The following is a 13,764-nucleotide window of genomic DNA, read 5'->3' as shown; positions in this document are numbered from 1 at the left end:
ATAAAAAAGGCTGGAAATCTCCAGCCTTTGATTTTTTAGCTTGATACGTGGTTAGACGTTGAATCTGAAGTGCATGACGTCGCCATCTTGCACAATGTACTCTTTGCCTTCGAGGCGCATTTTACCGGCTTCTTGTGCGCCTTTTTCGCCTTTGTACTGCACGTAGTCGTTGTAGGCAATCACTTCAGCACGGATGAAGCCACGCTCAAAATCGGTGTGGATGACGCCAGCGGCTTGTGGTGCGGTCGCGCCTTTTTTCACAGTCCAGGCGCGCACTTCTTGTACGCCAGCGGTGAAGTAGGTTTGCAGGCCCAGCAGGTCATAGGCGGCGCGAATGACGCGGTTGAGGCCGGGCTCTTCCTGGCCAAGTTCTTGTAAGAATTCGAGTTTATCGGCATCGTCCAGCTCAGCAATTTCGCCTTCAATTTTGGCGCAGATGGTGACGACGGGGGCTTTTTCGGTTTTGGCCAAGGCAAGCACTTTGTCTAAATGCGGGTTGTTTTCAAAGCCGTCTTCGGTCACGTTGGTGATGTACATCACGGGTTTGACGGTAATCAGACACAGCGGTTTGAGCAGATTGAGTTCTTCGGCATCCAGATTGAGGGTGCGCACCGCTTTGGCTTCGTTAAGGCAGGGCAGCACTTTATCCAGCACTTTGATCAGGGCAATGGCGTCTTTGTCGCCGCTCTTGGCTTTTTTGCCTTCGCGCTGCATGGTTTTTTCAACGGTTTCCATGTCGGCCAGCGCCAGCTCGGTGTTGATCACTTCAATGTCGGCGAGTGGGTCTACCTTGCCTGCGACGTGAATCACGTTGCCGTCTTCAAAGCAACGCACGACGTGGGCAATGGCGTCGGTTTCACGGATATTGGCGAGGAACTTGTTGCCAAGACCTTCGCCTTTGGAGGCGCCAGCCACCAAGCCGGCAATGTCAACGAACTCTACAATGGCTGGTTGAGTTTTTTGTGGTTTGACGATGTCGATGAGCGGTTGCATGCGCTGGTCGGGGACTTCTACGATGCCGACATTCGGCTCAATCGTGCAGAAAGGATAGTTCTCTGCGGCGATGCCCGCTTTGGTGATGGCGTTAAACAGGGTGGATTTGCCTACATTAGGCAGGCCGACAATACCGCATTTCATAATGGATGAACCTTAGCGTGAGAATTGCCGCAGTGTGAAGTTGCGGCAAAGAGTCAATAAAACCAATATTTTACCGTTAGTCACAAGATAGAGCTAGAAACAATCTTGATTTGACTTAAATCCTGAACAGGATTAAGTTTTAAACTCAAAAATAAATTCATCGCATGACCGGGGGATGCTGGTGTGTGTCATGCGACTTCCTGACGAAGGAGGATAGATGTTTCGTATTCGAATTGCATCATGGCAGCAACTGCTGACCTCGCGCTGGCTGGCCCTGGTGATTTTGGCCTGTGGCTTGCAGCTGACTGTTTTGCTGTGGATGAATGCTCGTGAACATGCGGAAGCCTTGCAGGCGGTCAAGTTCCGGCAGGCGGTGTTGTCAGCGACCGAGGCTGTCCAGCACCGTATGGACGCTTACCGCGAGGTGTTGACCGGGGTTGAGCATCTTTATCTTTCTTCGCAGTTTGTTTCTTCCAAAGAATTCCGCGAGTATGTCAATGATTACACGCAAAGTGACCAGTACGGCAGCTTGAATGCAATAGGCTTTATCAAGTACATCCACCTCAATTATCCAGAGACGTTTAAAGATCTGGAAACGCCAGTGAAAAGCCTGCTCGCCAGGCTTGAGTTTGTACAGGGCGATGATGAGCTGGCGCCGGTGCTGTATATTGAGCCGCGGAATGACCAGAATCAGGAAATTTTGCTTAAGAATACTTTTCTGGATGCGAGGCTGCGTGCTGATTTGCTGCAAGCCAGCGAAACCCAGCAAATCGTGATGTCGGGCCAGTCTACCGGTAGTCCGCAGATGGGGCATCCGTATTTCTTGCATGCGCCGGTGTACCACGGGCGGCCGGATGAGATTTCTGAGACGGATCGCCGTCGCATGTTGAACGGCTGGGTGTTTTTGCGCTTTGATGTCCATGCCTTTTTGGCTGAGGCCTTGCAGGTGGTCGAGCTGCGGCAAGTGCATTTTGATGTGTTTGATTTGAATGGCAAAGAGGGGCAGACACCGCTTTACCATAGCCCGAGCGGGGAGGAGGCACATCCCCATGAGCATGCCGCCCGCTTTAGCGCCGCACAAACCATGAATATGCATGGCCATTTGTGGAGTATGCGCGCGCGGTCTACCCCGGCCTTTGAGGCGGTCACTGATTTGCGCGAAGCCAATCAGGTCGCCGTGATGGGCGTGCTGACCAGCGTGTTGCTGGCGGGGCTCGCCTATTTATCCATGGTGCGCAGCCGTGCACGTGAAATCGTTGAAAAATATAGCCAGGCCTTGACCAGTAGTGAGCAGCGCTGGAAGTTTGCCATGGAAAGCACCGGCGATGGTGTCTGGGACTGGAATGTGACTGACTCCCGTGTCGTGTTTTCTGATCACTGGAAAAGAATGTTTGGTTTTGCGCCGCATGAACTGGCGCATAACCCGGCCACCTGGCAACAGCGGATTCATCCGGAAGATATCGAGTCAGTACAAGCCTTGCAGCAGCAGGTGCTGGATGGCGAACGTGAGCAGTATGCGATTGAATACCGCATGCTCTGCAAGGATGGCAGTTGGAAGTGGGTGTTTGACCGGGGCATGGTATTGATGCGTGACGAGGCGGGCAAGCCGACACGGATTCTGGGCACGCTGGCCGATATCTCCAAGATCAAACAATCAGAAGAGGTGGTCTGGCAGTTTGCCAATGTGGATACGCTGACTGGCTTGCCTAATCGGCGCATGTTTTTCGAGCGCCTGGAGCAGGCGCTGTTAACGATTAAAAGCAGCAGCCAGAAGTTGGCCATTATCTTTCTCGATTTGGACCGGTTTAAAGAGGTCAATGATACACAGGGGCATGATCAGGGCGACCGTTTGCTGATGCAGGCGGGTAAACGCTTGTCGGCCTGCGTCGGCAACAAGGATCTGGTCGCTCGTCTGGGCGGCGATGAGTTTGTGCTCATGCTCGGCGATGCCACTGCGGGCTATGTTGAGGCCCTGGCGCAGCGTGTATTGCAGACCTTGTCGCAACCGTTTCAGCTGGATGATACGTTGGCTTATGTGTCTTCCAGTCTGGGGATTGCCATTTTTCCGGATGATGCCAGCAATAAAGAAGATCTGATGAAGCGGGTGGATCAGGCCATGTATGCGTCCAAGCAAAAAGGCGGCAACTGCTTTACCTACTTTACGCCACGCATGCAGCAGCACGCTGAAAACCGCATGCGCTTGTCGCACGACTTGCGCCAGGCGATCACCAACCAGGAGTTTTTTCTTGAGTACCAGCCTGTGGTGAATTTGCAAACCAACCAGGTGGTCAAGGCCGAGGCGTTGTTGCGCTGGCAGCATCCGGTCAAGGGACTGATTCCACCTATGGAGTTTATTGGCATTGCCGAAGATAACCTGCTGATTGCGCCGATTGGGGAATGGGTATTTAAAACCGCCATTGCGCAATGCAAATCCTGGCGACTGTCCTTGCATCCGCAGTTTCAGATGGCGATTAACAAGTCGCCTGTGCAATTTGCGCCGGATCATCGCAAGCAGGAGGACTGGTTGTCAGAGATGGGGCAGCACCCTGAATTCAATGGCATGGTGGTGATTGAGATTACCGAGCGCTTGCTGCTGGATGCCAACACGCACGTCAGTGAGCGGTTGGCCCAATACCGGCAAGCGGGGGTGCAAGTGGCTCTCGATGATTTTGGTACCGGCTATTCTGCGTTGTCCTACCTGAAAAAATTCTCGATTGATTACGTCAAGATTGACCGTTCATTTGTGCGTGAATTGGGGGTTTCCAGTCAAGATGGTGCCTTGTGCCAGGCCATTATCGTCATGGCCCACAGCCTGGGCATGCAGGTGATTGCCGAGGGCATCGAAAACCTGCGCCAGTTACGCATCTTGCAGGAGATGGGCTGTGATTTTGGCCAGGGCTATTATTTCTCACCGCCATTGCGTACTGAGGATTTTGTGGCCTGGTATCAGACATGGCAGCAGTCAGCGATGTTGCCGCGCTCATTATGAAATAGGCTTGTAAGAAATAACCTCAGCCAGCTTGCGGAAGTAGTGGGCTCTTTCATGAGATTGATGCCAGAAAAGGCCTATGGTGCGCGAGGCATTGCAACTCAGGGGCACATAACAGATATCCTGCTCCCCCTCGCTCACCGCGACACTGGGCATCAGAGTGATGCCCAAGCCGTGCTTGACCATCACCCGCAATGTTTCCAGGCTGGCCGCCCTGAAGTCATCATCTGCTGCTTTGCGGGGGGAGCACAACTTTAGAATCTGCGAACGCAGGCAATGCCCCTCATCCAGCAATAGCAAGGGCTGGTTAAACAACTCATCAACATCAATATGGCTACGCTGGGCAAAGGCATGGTCATCTGGTACCGCGACGTAAAACGGGTCTTCAAATAAGGTAACGCCTTCCAGCGTTTCATCGGTAATAGGCAGGGCCAATAACGCAACATCAATTTTCCGGGCGGTGAGCAGCTGTATCAAATCATCGGTTTTTTCTTCGATCAGCTGGATTTTGAGGTCCTCAAAATGCTGCTTGAGGCGGAACACATACTCCGGGAACACGTAATTTGCCAGGGTGGGAAAGCCACCCATAATGATTTTGTTGACATAGGTGCGTGTGGAATAGCGCGCAATCTCACGGATTTTTTCAGCACTCTCGGTGATGCTTTTGGCAATGGCAATAATGCTGGCGCCGACGGGGGTGACCCTGATAAGGGTAGAGTCCCTTTCAAAAATCTGCACATCCAGGTAAGTCTCCAGTTTTTTGATTTGGTTACTCAGCGTGGGTTGGCTGATGGCACAGTACTCTGCTGCTTTGCTAAAGTTTTTCAGTTCTGACACAGCCACCAAATATTGTAAATCTCTTAAATTCATTCCTACTCCAAAAGCATGCGGTTTTCATGCAGTGATCTTAAAAAGTTTTCAATGCATGCACATGCAAAAAACTACACATTCTTATCTCAGCAAATCATTGAACCCGGTGCAGGAGTGTTTCCTGTTTCCAAGACTTGCTTTAGATGGAGTCTGCACCCGCTTATAAGTGCCATTTCTATTATCAATGGGGCAATTCAGATTAGCTATTTCACAAACCAGGCATGCAAGCGATTAAATGGCAGCCATAGCGAAATGCTATTTCTTAATTTAGGAGGTTGAAATGAAATGGATTGTATCTAGTGCATTGATGGTTGCTGCGATGTCTGCGTCTGCGGGCGAAGTCACTGCCGATAGTAACCTGGCGATTGGTGTGAATACGATTTTGAGCAGATTTGAACGCGTGACGGCCGTACCTGCGGGGGAAGTGCCGAATGTTGATCAGTCGCTCGCAATCGGTGCCCGCAGTATCCTCGGCATCTTCCCACGCCAGACCCAAGTAACCCTCGGCACTGTCGCCAATGGCGATGTCGCGAAAAATGGGTTTATCCAAAGCGTTACCGAGCGCCAGTTAAATGCCCGCCAAGCGCAGCCAGCACTGCATGCCACTTCTGATAATGCTTCTAAATTGAATTAGACCAAGCGGGTTTCCCTGGCTGGCAATAAGGATGTTGCTGGCTGGGGAATCATTGATTTTCTGACTGTAGGGCACGTGATTTTTCCGAGCCGGACAGTATTTTACTCACAGTAAGCTAAAAAAAGACGCAAGCAGCCATTGGCTATCTATCTTTGCGTATGAACGACCGAGGGCATCTACAGTGGTGGCCAGGTTTTTTTGGATCAAAGGAGCATAAAAGATGATGAAAAAGAATCAACTTATTCTGTCGGCAGTCGCCATGGTCATGGCAACGGTTTTTTCTTCTACCCCGGTTGTTGCCATGTCGGAAAGCAACAATCAGTTCTGGTGGCCGGAACAACTGGACCTGAGGCCTTTGCGACAGAATGCGCTTGAGTCGAATCCGATGGGGCCGCAATTCAATTACGCCCAGGAATTCCAAAAGTTGGATATTGAAGCTGTCAAAAAAGATATTGAACAAGTCATGAAGACTTCACAAGACTGGTGGCCGGCGGATTATGGAAATTATGGACCTTTCTTCATCCGCATGGCATGGCATAGTGCTGGCGTTTACCGCGTATTTGATGGTCGTGGCGGAGCGAATGGTGGCCAGCAGCGTTTTGAGCCATTGAACAGCTGGCCGGATAACGTCAACCTGGACAAGGCGCGTCGACTGTTGTGGCCTGTCAAAGCCAAGTACGGTAGCCAGCTGTCTTGGGGAGACCTGATGGTCTTGACCGGCAATGTCGCGTTAGAGTCCATGGGCTTTAAAACCTTTGGTTTTGCTGGCGGACGTGCGGACGACTGGGAGGCGGAAATTGTCAATTGGGGGCCAGAAAAAGCCTTTCTTGAAGACAAGCGGTATTCTGGGCAGCGTGAGTTGGCCAAACCATTAGCCGCGGTGCAAATGGGCTTGATTTATGTGAATCCCGAAGGCCCGAATGGCAATCCTGACCCGATGCTCGCGGCCAAAGATATCCGTGAAACGTTTGGCCGGATGGCGATGAACGATGAAGAGACGGTCGCGTTGATTGCCGGGGGCCATACCTTTGGTAAAGCACACGGGGCACACAAGCCAGAGGCGTGTGTCGGTAAAGAGCCGGCCGCGGCAGCAATAGAGGCGCAGGGCCTGGGCTGGCAAAACAAATGTGGGAGTGGTCATGGCGCCGATACTGTGACCAGCGGCCTCGAAGGCGCATGGTCAGTCAATCCAACCAAGTGGACGACACAGTACCTGGATAATCTGTTCAGCATGGAGTGGGTAAAAACCAAAAGCCCGGCAGGGGCGATTCAATGGGAGCCTAAAAATGCAGATCAAGTCAAGTTTGTGCCTGATGCGCATGATCCAGACAAAAAACACGCGCCCATTATGTTTACCACCGATATTGCCCTGAAAACCGACCCAGCGTACAAAGAGATTGCCATGCGGTTTTGGAAGCATCCCGAAGAGTATCAGCTGGCGTTTGCCAAGGCCTGGTTTAAACTGACACATCGCGATATGGGGCCGCGTGCACGCTATTTGGGTAAACAGGTGCCAAAAGAAATTCTGATTTGGCAGGACCCTATCCCGGAACTGAATCATCTGCTTATCAATGCGCAAGAGATCAGCCTGCTCAAGTCGGCGATTTTGGCCAGTGGTTTGTCTGGGCCTGAGCTGGTCAGGACTGCGTGGGCTTCAGCTTCCACTTTCCGTGGTACGGATATGCGTGGGGGCGCCAACGGTGCCCGGGTGCGGCTGGCACCGCAAAAAGACTGGGAAGCCAATAATCCGGCTGAGCTACAAAAAGTACTGGCAAAGCTGGAGCAAGTGCAGCAGACATTCAACCGCAAATTATCCAGAGGCAAGCAGGTTTCATTGGCGGATGTAATTGTGCTGGCCGGCAATGCTGCCGTTGAACAGGCGGCACAGAAGGCTGGCATCAAGGTCAATGTGCCATTCAAACCTGGCCGCATGGATGCCAGACAAGCGCAAACAGATGTGCAATCGTTTAATTACCTGAAGCCTAGCGCGGATGGTTTCCGTAACTACTATAGTGCTGACAGCCGGTTGTCTCCGGCAGAAATGCTGGTTGAGAAAGCTACGACATTAAACCTGACGGTACCAGAAATGACGGTCCTTGTGGGCGGAATGCGTGTGCTGGATGCTAATGCCAATGGTAGCAAGCAGGGCGTCTTCACGACTCGGCCAGGCACATTGAGTAATGACTTTTTTGTGAACTTGCTGGATATGTCTACGGAGTGGAAAAAGTCTGCAACCGATGGCGCCTATGATGGCTTAGACCGTAAAACCAAACAGTTGAAATGGACGGCGACACCTGTGGACTTGGTATTTGGCTCGAACTCCGAATTGCGGGCGGTGGCGGAGGTGTATGGGGCAAACGATGGTCAGCAAAAGCTGATCAAAGATTTTGTGCAGGCATGGAGCAAGGTCATGGAGGCAGACCGCTTTTAGGGAAGACAAGCAGTCAAAGGGCGCATGTGCGCCCTTTTTTATTTGCTGTGCAGTTGCAGCATGGCTTTTTCAAATTCGCCCTGGGCGAGCAGATCGATAACCGTGGTGGCCTTAATGATGCTGTCATCTATCGCCTGCTGCTCCTCTTTACCTGCTGCTTTTAAGACAAAATTGACGACTTCGGCCTTGTTGCCCGGATGGCCGATACCGATACGCAAACGCCAGTAATCCGGGGTGCCAAGTGCGGCATGAATATCACGCAAGCCATTGTGGCCGCCATGCCCGCCGCCGAACTTGAGCTTGGCCTGGCCAGGCGGCAAGTCCAGTTCGTCATGCACGATCAGAATTTCGGCCGGGGAAATCTTGTAGTAATGGGCGATGGCGGCGACAGCTTTGCCGCTGGCGTTCATAAACGTGGTTGGCTTCAGTAACCATTTGTCGCCATGCGGTTGCCATTTGCCGGCGATACCAAACAGTTTGGCCTCGGCCGTCAGGCGGCTACCGGATTGTTGTGCCAGCAGGTCTACAAACCAGAAGCCCGCATTGTGTCGGGTCATGGTGTATTTATCGCCAGGGTTACCAAGGCCTGCAATCAGTTTTATTCCACTCATATTCACACGCTAAGCAAATGTAGGAGGGTGCGATACGCACCAAAAAAAACGCGCACATGACTGTGCGCGTTCATTGTAGCGGATAACCGCCTGAGCCACTTACGCAGCAGGGGTTTCTTCTGCTGCTTCGTCGCTACCACCGCGTGGTTTGGCAATGGAAACCACAGCCGCGTCATCACCGTGAGCCAGTTGTACAAACTCAATGCCTTTTGGCAGTTTGATTTCTGACAGGTGGATGGCGTGACCCGCTTCCAGGTTGCCCAGGTCCACTTCGATAAACTCTGGCAAATCTTTAGCCAGGCAGCTAACGTCAGCTTCAGTCTGGATGTGTGAAATGCTGCCGCCGCCTGTTTTAACACCAGGAGCCACTTCTTCGTTCACAAAGTGGAAAGGCACTTTCACGTGGATTTTCTCAGTCGCGGATACGCGCTGGAAATCGATGTGCTGAATGGTATTGCGTACTGGGTGCAGTTGGTAGTCACGCAACAAAACGCTTTCAGCCTTGCCATCCAGCACCAGGCTCAGGATGGAAGCGTGGAACGCTTCGTGACGGAATTGCATGAACAATTCTTTGTGGTCCAACTCAATAGACACAGCAGCTTGATCGCCACCATAAACAACACCAGGCACGTTGCCAGCGCGACGCAGGCGGCGGCTCGCACCCGTACCTTTAACGTCACGTTTGACGGCTTTAATTTCGATACTCATATGAGACTCCTAAAAACGCCCGAAGGCGGTACTGCACTAAAAACTGCAAGCCGCGACCAGCTTGCAGCACAAAAACTTAATTCATGCGTTCAGAATTGGTTGATGGAGGGTTAATCCATAAACAGGGAAGACACAGATTCTTCCTGGCTAATCCGTTTGATGGTTTCTGCCAGCAATGGCGCCGCACTCAGTTGGCGGATTTTGCTGCAGGCTTGCGCCTCTGCATTCAGCGCGATGGTGTTGGTAACGACCAGCTCATCCAGTGCTGAAGCAGAAATGCGCTGACCCGCGCCCCCGGACAAGACCGGGTGGGTGGCATAAGCCACCACCTTGGTCGCCCCGCGATCTTTCAAGGCAGCGGCAGCTTCACACAAGGTGTTGGCGGTGTCCACCATGTCGTCCATGATGACGCAGGTGCGTCCTTCAACCTCGCCGATAATGTTCATGACCTTGGCCACATTGGCCTTGGGGCGGCGTTTGTCGATAATTGCCAAATCCGCATTCAGCTGTTTGGCCGCAGCACGCGCGCGCACCACACCGCCCACGTCTGGCGAGACCACGACCAGGTTTTCGTGATTCAGCGTGACCAGATCATCAAGCAAAATCGGCGTGGCATAAATATTGTCGACCGGGATATCAAAGAAGCCCTGAATCTGATCAGAGTGCAAATCCATCGTCAGTAAACGGTTCACACCGACACTGGTCAGCATGTTGGCCACTACTTTGGCCGTAATGGCAACACGGGCAGAGCGTGGGCGTCTGTCCTGGCGTGAATAACCCAAATAAGGAATGGCAGCGGTAATGCGGCCGGCGGATGAGCGGCGCAGTGCATCCACCATGACCATGACTTCCATCAGGCTGTCATTGGTCGGGTAGCTCGTGGATTGCAGCACAAACACATCGCGGCCACGCACGTTTTCCAGCAGTTCCAGCATGATTTCACCGTCAGAAAAACGGCCGACATCGGCACGCCCCAATTCAATGCCCAAATGCTGAGCCACTTCTTGTGCCAGTACCGGATTGGCGTTGCCGGTAAATACCATCATGTTGGCGTTACTCAACGTTGTACCCTTTTTGCGATGACGATGTCTTGAAACCTGCGCCCATGCGCTTGGCTGGGCGCTATAAAAAATTTAAGCGTGTAAATCGTAAAATCTACACGCTTATGTTTGGCTGAGGAGGAAGGATTCGAACCTTCGCATGCCGGAATCAAAATCCGGTGCCTTAACCAGCTTGGCGACTCCCCAAAAAACTTGTCTTTAACACACTTGTTGTGTGGCTTGGTCACCGTCAGTGACCGAAGCAAAAAGCGGATGATATTCTAACCCTTTTGCCCAAAAACCAGAAGTGTTTTCTGGTCTATTTGCAATTAACTGCTCCGCTTTTTCTGCACTATCCACGGCCACAAACACTGAAGCGCCGGAACCACTCATACGGGCATCGCCGTATTGTTTTAACCAGGCCAGCGTTTCGCCAACTTGAGGATAAAGCATACAAACAACCGCTTCCATATCGTTTCTGGCTTGCTGCCAGAACGCGCTGGAATTAGCGCCGTTTGAAAAGTCCGCTATTCTCAATGGTTTCGAGTCTCTTGTCAATGCTTGATGTGCAAAAATTTGTGCGGTGGGCACGGCCACCTGCGGCGTGAGTACCACGTAATATTGGTCGAGTAGTGGGGGTGGCAGTGAAACCGCAGATAATTGTTCGCCGATACCCTCGGCCCAGGCGGGCTGGCCAAAGATAAAGACGGGCACATCTGCACCCAGGCTAACGCCAATCTGCATCAACTGCTGCCGGGTGTAGCCCAACTGCCATTGCTGGTTGAGTGCCATGAGGACGGTGGCCGCATCCGAGCTGCCGCCGCCTAATCCCCCACCCATGGGCGTTCGTTTATCACAGCCAATGTCGGCGCCCAGAGTGCAGCCGCTGACTTGCTGTAAATGGCGGGCAGCACGGATGCTAAGGTCTTGTTCGGCCGGGACGCCAGCCATGGGATTCATGTGGAGAATTTGCCCGTCCTGACGCGGGCGGATGTGCAAGGTGTCGCCGTGGTCTAGCAGTAAAAACAGGCTTTGCAGGGTATGGTAGCCATTGCTGAGGCGACCAGTAATGTGCAAAAACAGGTTGATTTTGCAGGGGGCAGGGTAGCTCAAGGTATGCATGGCCGCTATTGTAAAGCATGCCCGCCTGCTTGGGAGGCTTATTCAAGGACCATGCGGCCTTGGCTGTCCTGCAGCGGGCGCTGGTTGGGCGCACCGATGGCTTGTTGCAGGCTGGCCAACTGGAACTTGGAAACCTTGAGCGCTTCTTTCATGATCACCCATTGCACGCCTTCAGTACAGGGCGGGGCTGTCAGCGAGCCACTGTAGCGGTAGTAGGCAGGCTTGACGGGCATCAGGTCGGCCGGTGTCACACGGATGGTCAGCGGTTTGCTTTGCTCTTTATCTTTGGGCAGGCTGCCTAACAGCTTCTCTATACCAGCATGGGCGTTCCCTTCTTCTATCATGATGGCAATAATCACACGGTGTCCGGCTTTGTCTTCATGCACCATTTGCATCTCGGCGGCATAGGACTTCTGTTTGACCTGGTGTTCGCCGGGCATATGCACACTAATGTATTTGAGCTGGTAGGGTTTCTGGTCTAGCACCATCATGTTGCCGCTGCCCGCATCCAATACTAGGCTGTGGTCCTTGAGTGCAATATTCTTGATCGGGAATTTTTGCAGTCGCTTGATCGGTTTGAGGGCGGCTGTGATCGTATTATCCACGTGGATAGGCGATTGCTGGCTACCTGCATTACAGACGGCAAATTCAGGATTCAGACTGCCCCATTTGTCTGGACCGTGCTCACCACTGTAGGCCCAGGACTTATCATCCGCGGCACCGGTTTTGTTCTTGTCTTTAGGTTTCTGATGATCAGCTGCTGCTGCTTCTGCTTTTTCAGGCTTGCCCGTTTTCGCAGCGTCTTCTTTGGACTTGGCAGTGGTTTCCTTGGATTTAGTCGCATTGGCTTCTGTAGCCGTTGCGTCTTTAGCTGGCTTGCCGTCAGCCTTTTTGTCGGCCGGTTTGGCAGGTGCTGCATCTGGTGCAGGGGCAGGCTCGGCGACGCTATCTGGTGCAGCGGGCTTGTCTTTGCTGCTGGCAACGGCAGGCATGACCAGGTTGGCGGCACGTTTGGCTGCGGCTTCAGCGCGCTGCTTCTCTTTGTTCTGCCACTTGCAGACGTACTGCTGTGTGATCTCTACCTCGGAATCCGGCAAGGGCTCAATAAAATCTGCCTGCTTGGCAGTAATGCCCGCAGAGTAGACCAGCTCTTCCCCTTCGTACTGGAACACCTGGATGGTCGCTGCCTTGCGCTTGTCGCAATCAAAGTACCAGAGCGCTTTTGCATGGGTGTAAACGCGGTCTACAGACTCTATGTTTTTTTGAGGTTGGCGGTAATCGACCTTGATCCAGGCTTTGACATAGGGTTTTTCTTCGAGCAGGGACTGCTTGTCTATCATGAGTTGGCTATCGTCCGTTTTTTTGATCGACAGCCATTGTGCGGCCACGCTGTACCCAGGCAAACTCAGGCCCAGCCACAGGCAGGCCAGCAGCCAAATTCGAAACGAGAGAGGGGTAAACAGATTGCAGCGCATACTGGCATTATCGACGGCATGGCCTGAATCTTTAACGCGAAAGCTGTTAAGGGGCCCGTATGCTTTGCGTGTTAATGACGGCGCGGATCCGCGCCGTCATTGCTGCGTGGGGTAGCTTACCAGTGTTGAATGACCAGCTTTAGCCGGACATCTTGCTGCTGCAAGCGTGTGATGTGCGGTAGGGATGACTGCACGCCTTGCAATTGAACCTCACGGTAATCGTCGTAATCGATTTGCCATTGGTCCTGCATGAGGCGGGCAGGTTCACCCTGCGCAAGATAGCTGGCCTGGAACGGACTATTGATGTGCGGAGCCCCCAAAATCCATTGGCTTAACCCGGTCAAAGGCAGGCGCCAGCCTAACAACTGCGCTGTCAGGCTGGAAACATCTGCCGCCTGGTGCGTGTTGCCACTTTGGTCGGTGAGGGTGACGCTGTGCGCACTGCGCTCGATGAGGGCTACTTGCTGGCCGAGCGGGCTAAAAATACGCAGGGTATCCAGTGCCGGGCTGTGTTGCCATTCCAGCCTGGCAGTGTAGCCCTTGCCCGCATATTGCACGGCCAGCTTCGCCTCCACGTCAAAGGATTGCACGGCTTGCAGTGTGGCAAACCTGTGCTGGGCGGCGGGTGGCACGCTGGTTTGAGTAGGGGCGACGGCCTGGCTGGCACAGCCTGCCAGCAGACTTAGTACTAACCAGATGGCAAAAGCTTGGGCCAGCCTCGCTAGCGCAGATGTGGACGGCATACAA

At 52.9% G+C, this 13,764-nt stretch carries 11 protein-coding genes and 1 tRNA gene; 3 read left to right on the top strand and 9 right to left on the bottom strand.

Going from position 1 to position 13,764, the window contains the following annotated elements; genetic code table 11:
* Positions 1–51 precede the first annotated feature (51 nt).
* Positions 52–1,137 carry a redox-regulated ATPase YchF gene (gene ychF, locus Q9292_RS08215; protein ID WP_194748399.1) on the bottom strand — a complete coding sequence of 362 codons (1,086 nt, stop codon included), beginning with the start codon at positions 1,135–1,137 and terminating at the stop codon, positions 52–54.
* 217 nt (positions 1,138–1,354) lie between these two features.
* Between ychF and Q9292_RS08210 the strand changes: the two genes are divergently transcribed.
* Positions 1,355–4,126: an EAL domain-containing protein gene (locus tag Q9292_RS08210; protein ID WP_313986699.1), complete on the top strand. Its 2,772-nt coding sequence runs from the start codon at positions 1,355–1,357 to the stop codon at positions 4,124–4,126.
* On the opposite strand, the gene Q9292_RS08205 is transcribed toward Q9292_RS08210, so the two are convergent.
* Positions 4,121–4,996 carry a LysR substrate-binding domain-containing protein gene (locus Q9292_RS08205; protein WP_313986696.1) on the bottom strand — a complete coding sequence of 292 codons (876 nt, stop codon included), beginning with the start codon at positions 4,994–4,996 and terminating at the stop codon, positions 4,121–4,123. The genes Q9292_RS08210 and Q9292_RS08205 overlap by 6 nt on opposite strands.
* 280 nt (positions 4,997–5,276) lie before the next feature.
* On the opposite strand from Q9292_RS08205, the gene Q9292_RS08200 reads away from it, so the two are divergent.
* Both Q9292_RS08200 and katG read left to right on the top strand, forming a co-directional pair.
* Positions 5,277–5,630: a hypothetical protein gene (locus tag Q9292_RS08200; RefSeq protein WP_313986694.1), complete on the top strand. Its 354-nt coding sequence runs from the start codon at positions 5,277–5,279 to the stop codon at positions 5,628–5,630.
* Between the two features lie 223 nt (positions 5,631–5,853).
* Positions 5,854–8,061 (top strand): catalase/peroxidase HPI, encoded by a 2,208-nt coding sequence (gene katG, locus Q9292_RS08195; RefSeq protein WP_409934488.1) that lies wholly within the window; start codon positions 5,854–5,856, stop codon positions 8,059–8,061.
* A 38-nt stretch (positions 8,062–8,099) separates the two neighbouring features.
* On the opposite strand, the gene pth is transcribed toward katG, so the two are convergent.
* From pth to lolB, 7 genes are all read right to left on the bottom strand, one after another.
* On the bottom strand, positions 8,100–8,672 hold the full coding sequence (gene pth, locus Q9292_RS08190) for an aminoacyl-tRNA hydrolase (protein ID WP_194748394.1): 573 nt from the start codon (positions 8,670–8,672) through the stop codon (positions 8,100–8,102).
* Between the two features lie 99 nt (positions 8,673–8,771).
* On the bottom strand, positions 8,772–9,380 hold the full coding sequence (locus Q9292_RS08185) for a 50S ribosomal protein L25/general stress protein Ctc (RefSeq protein ID WP_194748393.1): 609 nt from the start codon (positions 9,378–9,380) through the stop codon (positions 8,772–8,774).
* A gap of 110 nt (positions 9,381–9,490) precedes the next feature.
* Complete coding sequence (locus tag Q9292_RS08180; RefSeq protein WP_194748486.1) at positions 9,491–10,426, bottom strand: ribose-phosphate pyrophosphokinase; 936 nt, start codon at positions 10,424–10,426, stop codon at positions 9,491–9,493.
* Positions 10,427–10,550: 124 nt separating this feature from the next.
* Positions 10,551–10,627, bottom strand: a tRNA-Gln gene (locus Q9292_RS08175).
* A gap of 12 nt (positions 10,628–10,639) precedes the next feature.
* Positions 10,640–11,542, bottom strand: a complete 903-nt coding sequence (gene ispE, locus Q9292_RS08170; protein ID WP_313986684.1) for a 4-(cytidine 5'-diphospho)-2-C-methyl-D-erythritol kinase — start codon at positions 11,540–11,542, stop codon at positions 10,640–10,642.
* Positions 11,543–11,580: 38 nt separating this feature from the next.
* Positions 11,581–13,017 (bottom strand): carbonic anhydrase family protein, encoded by a 1,437-nt coding sequence (locus Q9292_RS08165; protein WP_313986681.1) that lies wholly within the window; start codon positions 13,015–13,017, stop codon positions 11,581–11,583.
* A gap of 116 nt (positions 13,018–13,133) precedes the next feature.
* The gene (lolB, locus tag Q9292_RS08160) at positions 13,134–13,760 is read right to left on the bottom strand and encodes a lipoprotein insertase outer membrane protein LolB (protein WP_313986679.1); all 627 of its coding nucleotides are present in this window, start codon (positions 13,758–13,760) and stop codon (positions 13,134–13,136) included.
* Positions 13,761–13,764: the final 4 nt, after the last annotated feature.

Origin of the sequence: Methylophilus sp. VKM B-3414 (genome assembly GCF_032248435.1) — a bacterium.
Lineage (GTDB): Bacteria > Pseudomonadota > Gammaproteobacteria > Burkholderiales > Methylophilaceae > Methylophilus > Methylophilus glucosoxydans.
The sequence above is the reverse complement of the archived record's forward strand: the minus strand, read 5'-3'. Positions and strand labels throughout refer to the sequence as shown.

Excerpts from the sequence above, each read along its gene's own strand:
- Q9292_RS08200 (WP_313986694.1), top strand. The coding sequence starts at position 5,277 with ATGAAATGGATTGTATCTAGTGCATTGATGGTTGCTGCGATGTCTGCG.
- ispE (WP_313986684.1), bottom strand. The coding sequence starts at position 11,542 with ATGCATACCTTGAGCTACCCTGCCCCCTGCAAAATCAACCTGTTTTTG.
- pth (WP_194748394.1), bottom strand. The coding sequence starts at position 8,672 with ATGAGTGGAATAAAACTGATTGCAGGCCTTGGTAACCCTGGCGATAAA.
- Q9292_RS08165 (WP_313986681.1), bottom strand. The coding sequence starts at position 13,017 with ATGCGCTGCAATCTGTTTACCCCTCTCTCGTTTCGAATTTGGCTGCTG.
- katG (WP_409934488.1), top strand. The coding sequence starts at position 5,854 with ATGAAAAAGAATCAACTTATTCTGTCGGCAGTCGCCATGGTCATGGCA.
- Q9292_RS08180 (WP_194748486.1), bottom strand. The coding sequence starts at position 10,426 with ATGATGGTATTTACCGGCAACGCCAATCCGGTACTGGCACAAGAAGTG.
- Q9292_RS08205 (WP_313986696.1), bottom strand. The coding sequence starts at position 4,996 with ATGAATTTAAGAGATTTACAATATTTGGTGGCTGTGTCAGAACTGAAA.
- lolB (WP_313986679.1), bottom strand. The coding sequence starts at position 13,760 with ATGCCGTCCACATCTGCGCTAGCGAGGCTGGCCCAAGCTTTTGCCATC.
- ychF (WP_194748399.1), bottom strand. The coding sequence starts at position 1,137 with ATGAAATGCGGTATTGTCGGCCTGCCTAATGTAGGCAAATCCACCCTG.
- Q9292_RS08210 (WP_313986699.1), top strand. The coding sequence starts at position 1,355 with ATGTTTCGTATTCGAATTGCATCATGGCAGCAACTGCTGACCTCGCGC.
- Q9292_RS08185 (WP_194748393.1), bottom strand. The coding sequence starts at position 9,380 with ATGAGTATCGAAATTAAAGCCGTCAAACGTGACGTTAAAGGTACGGGT.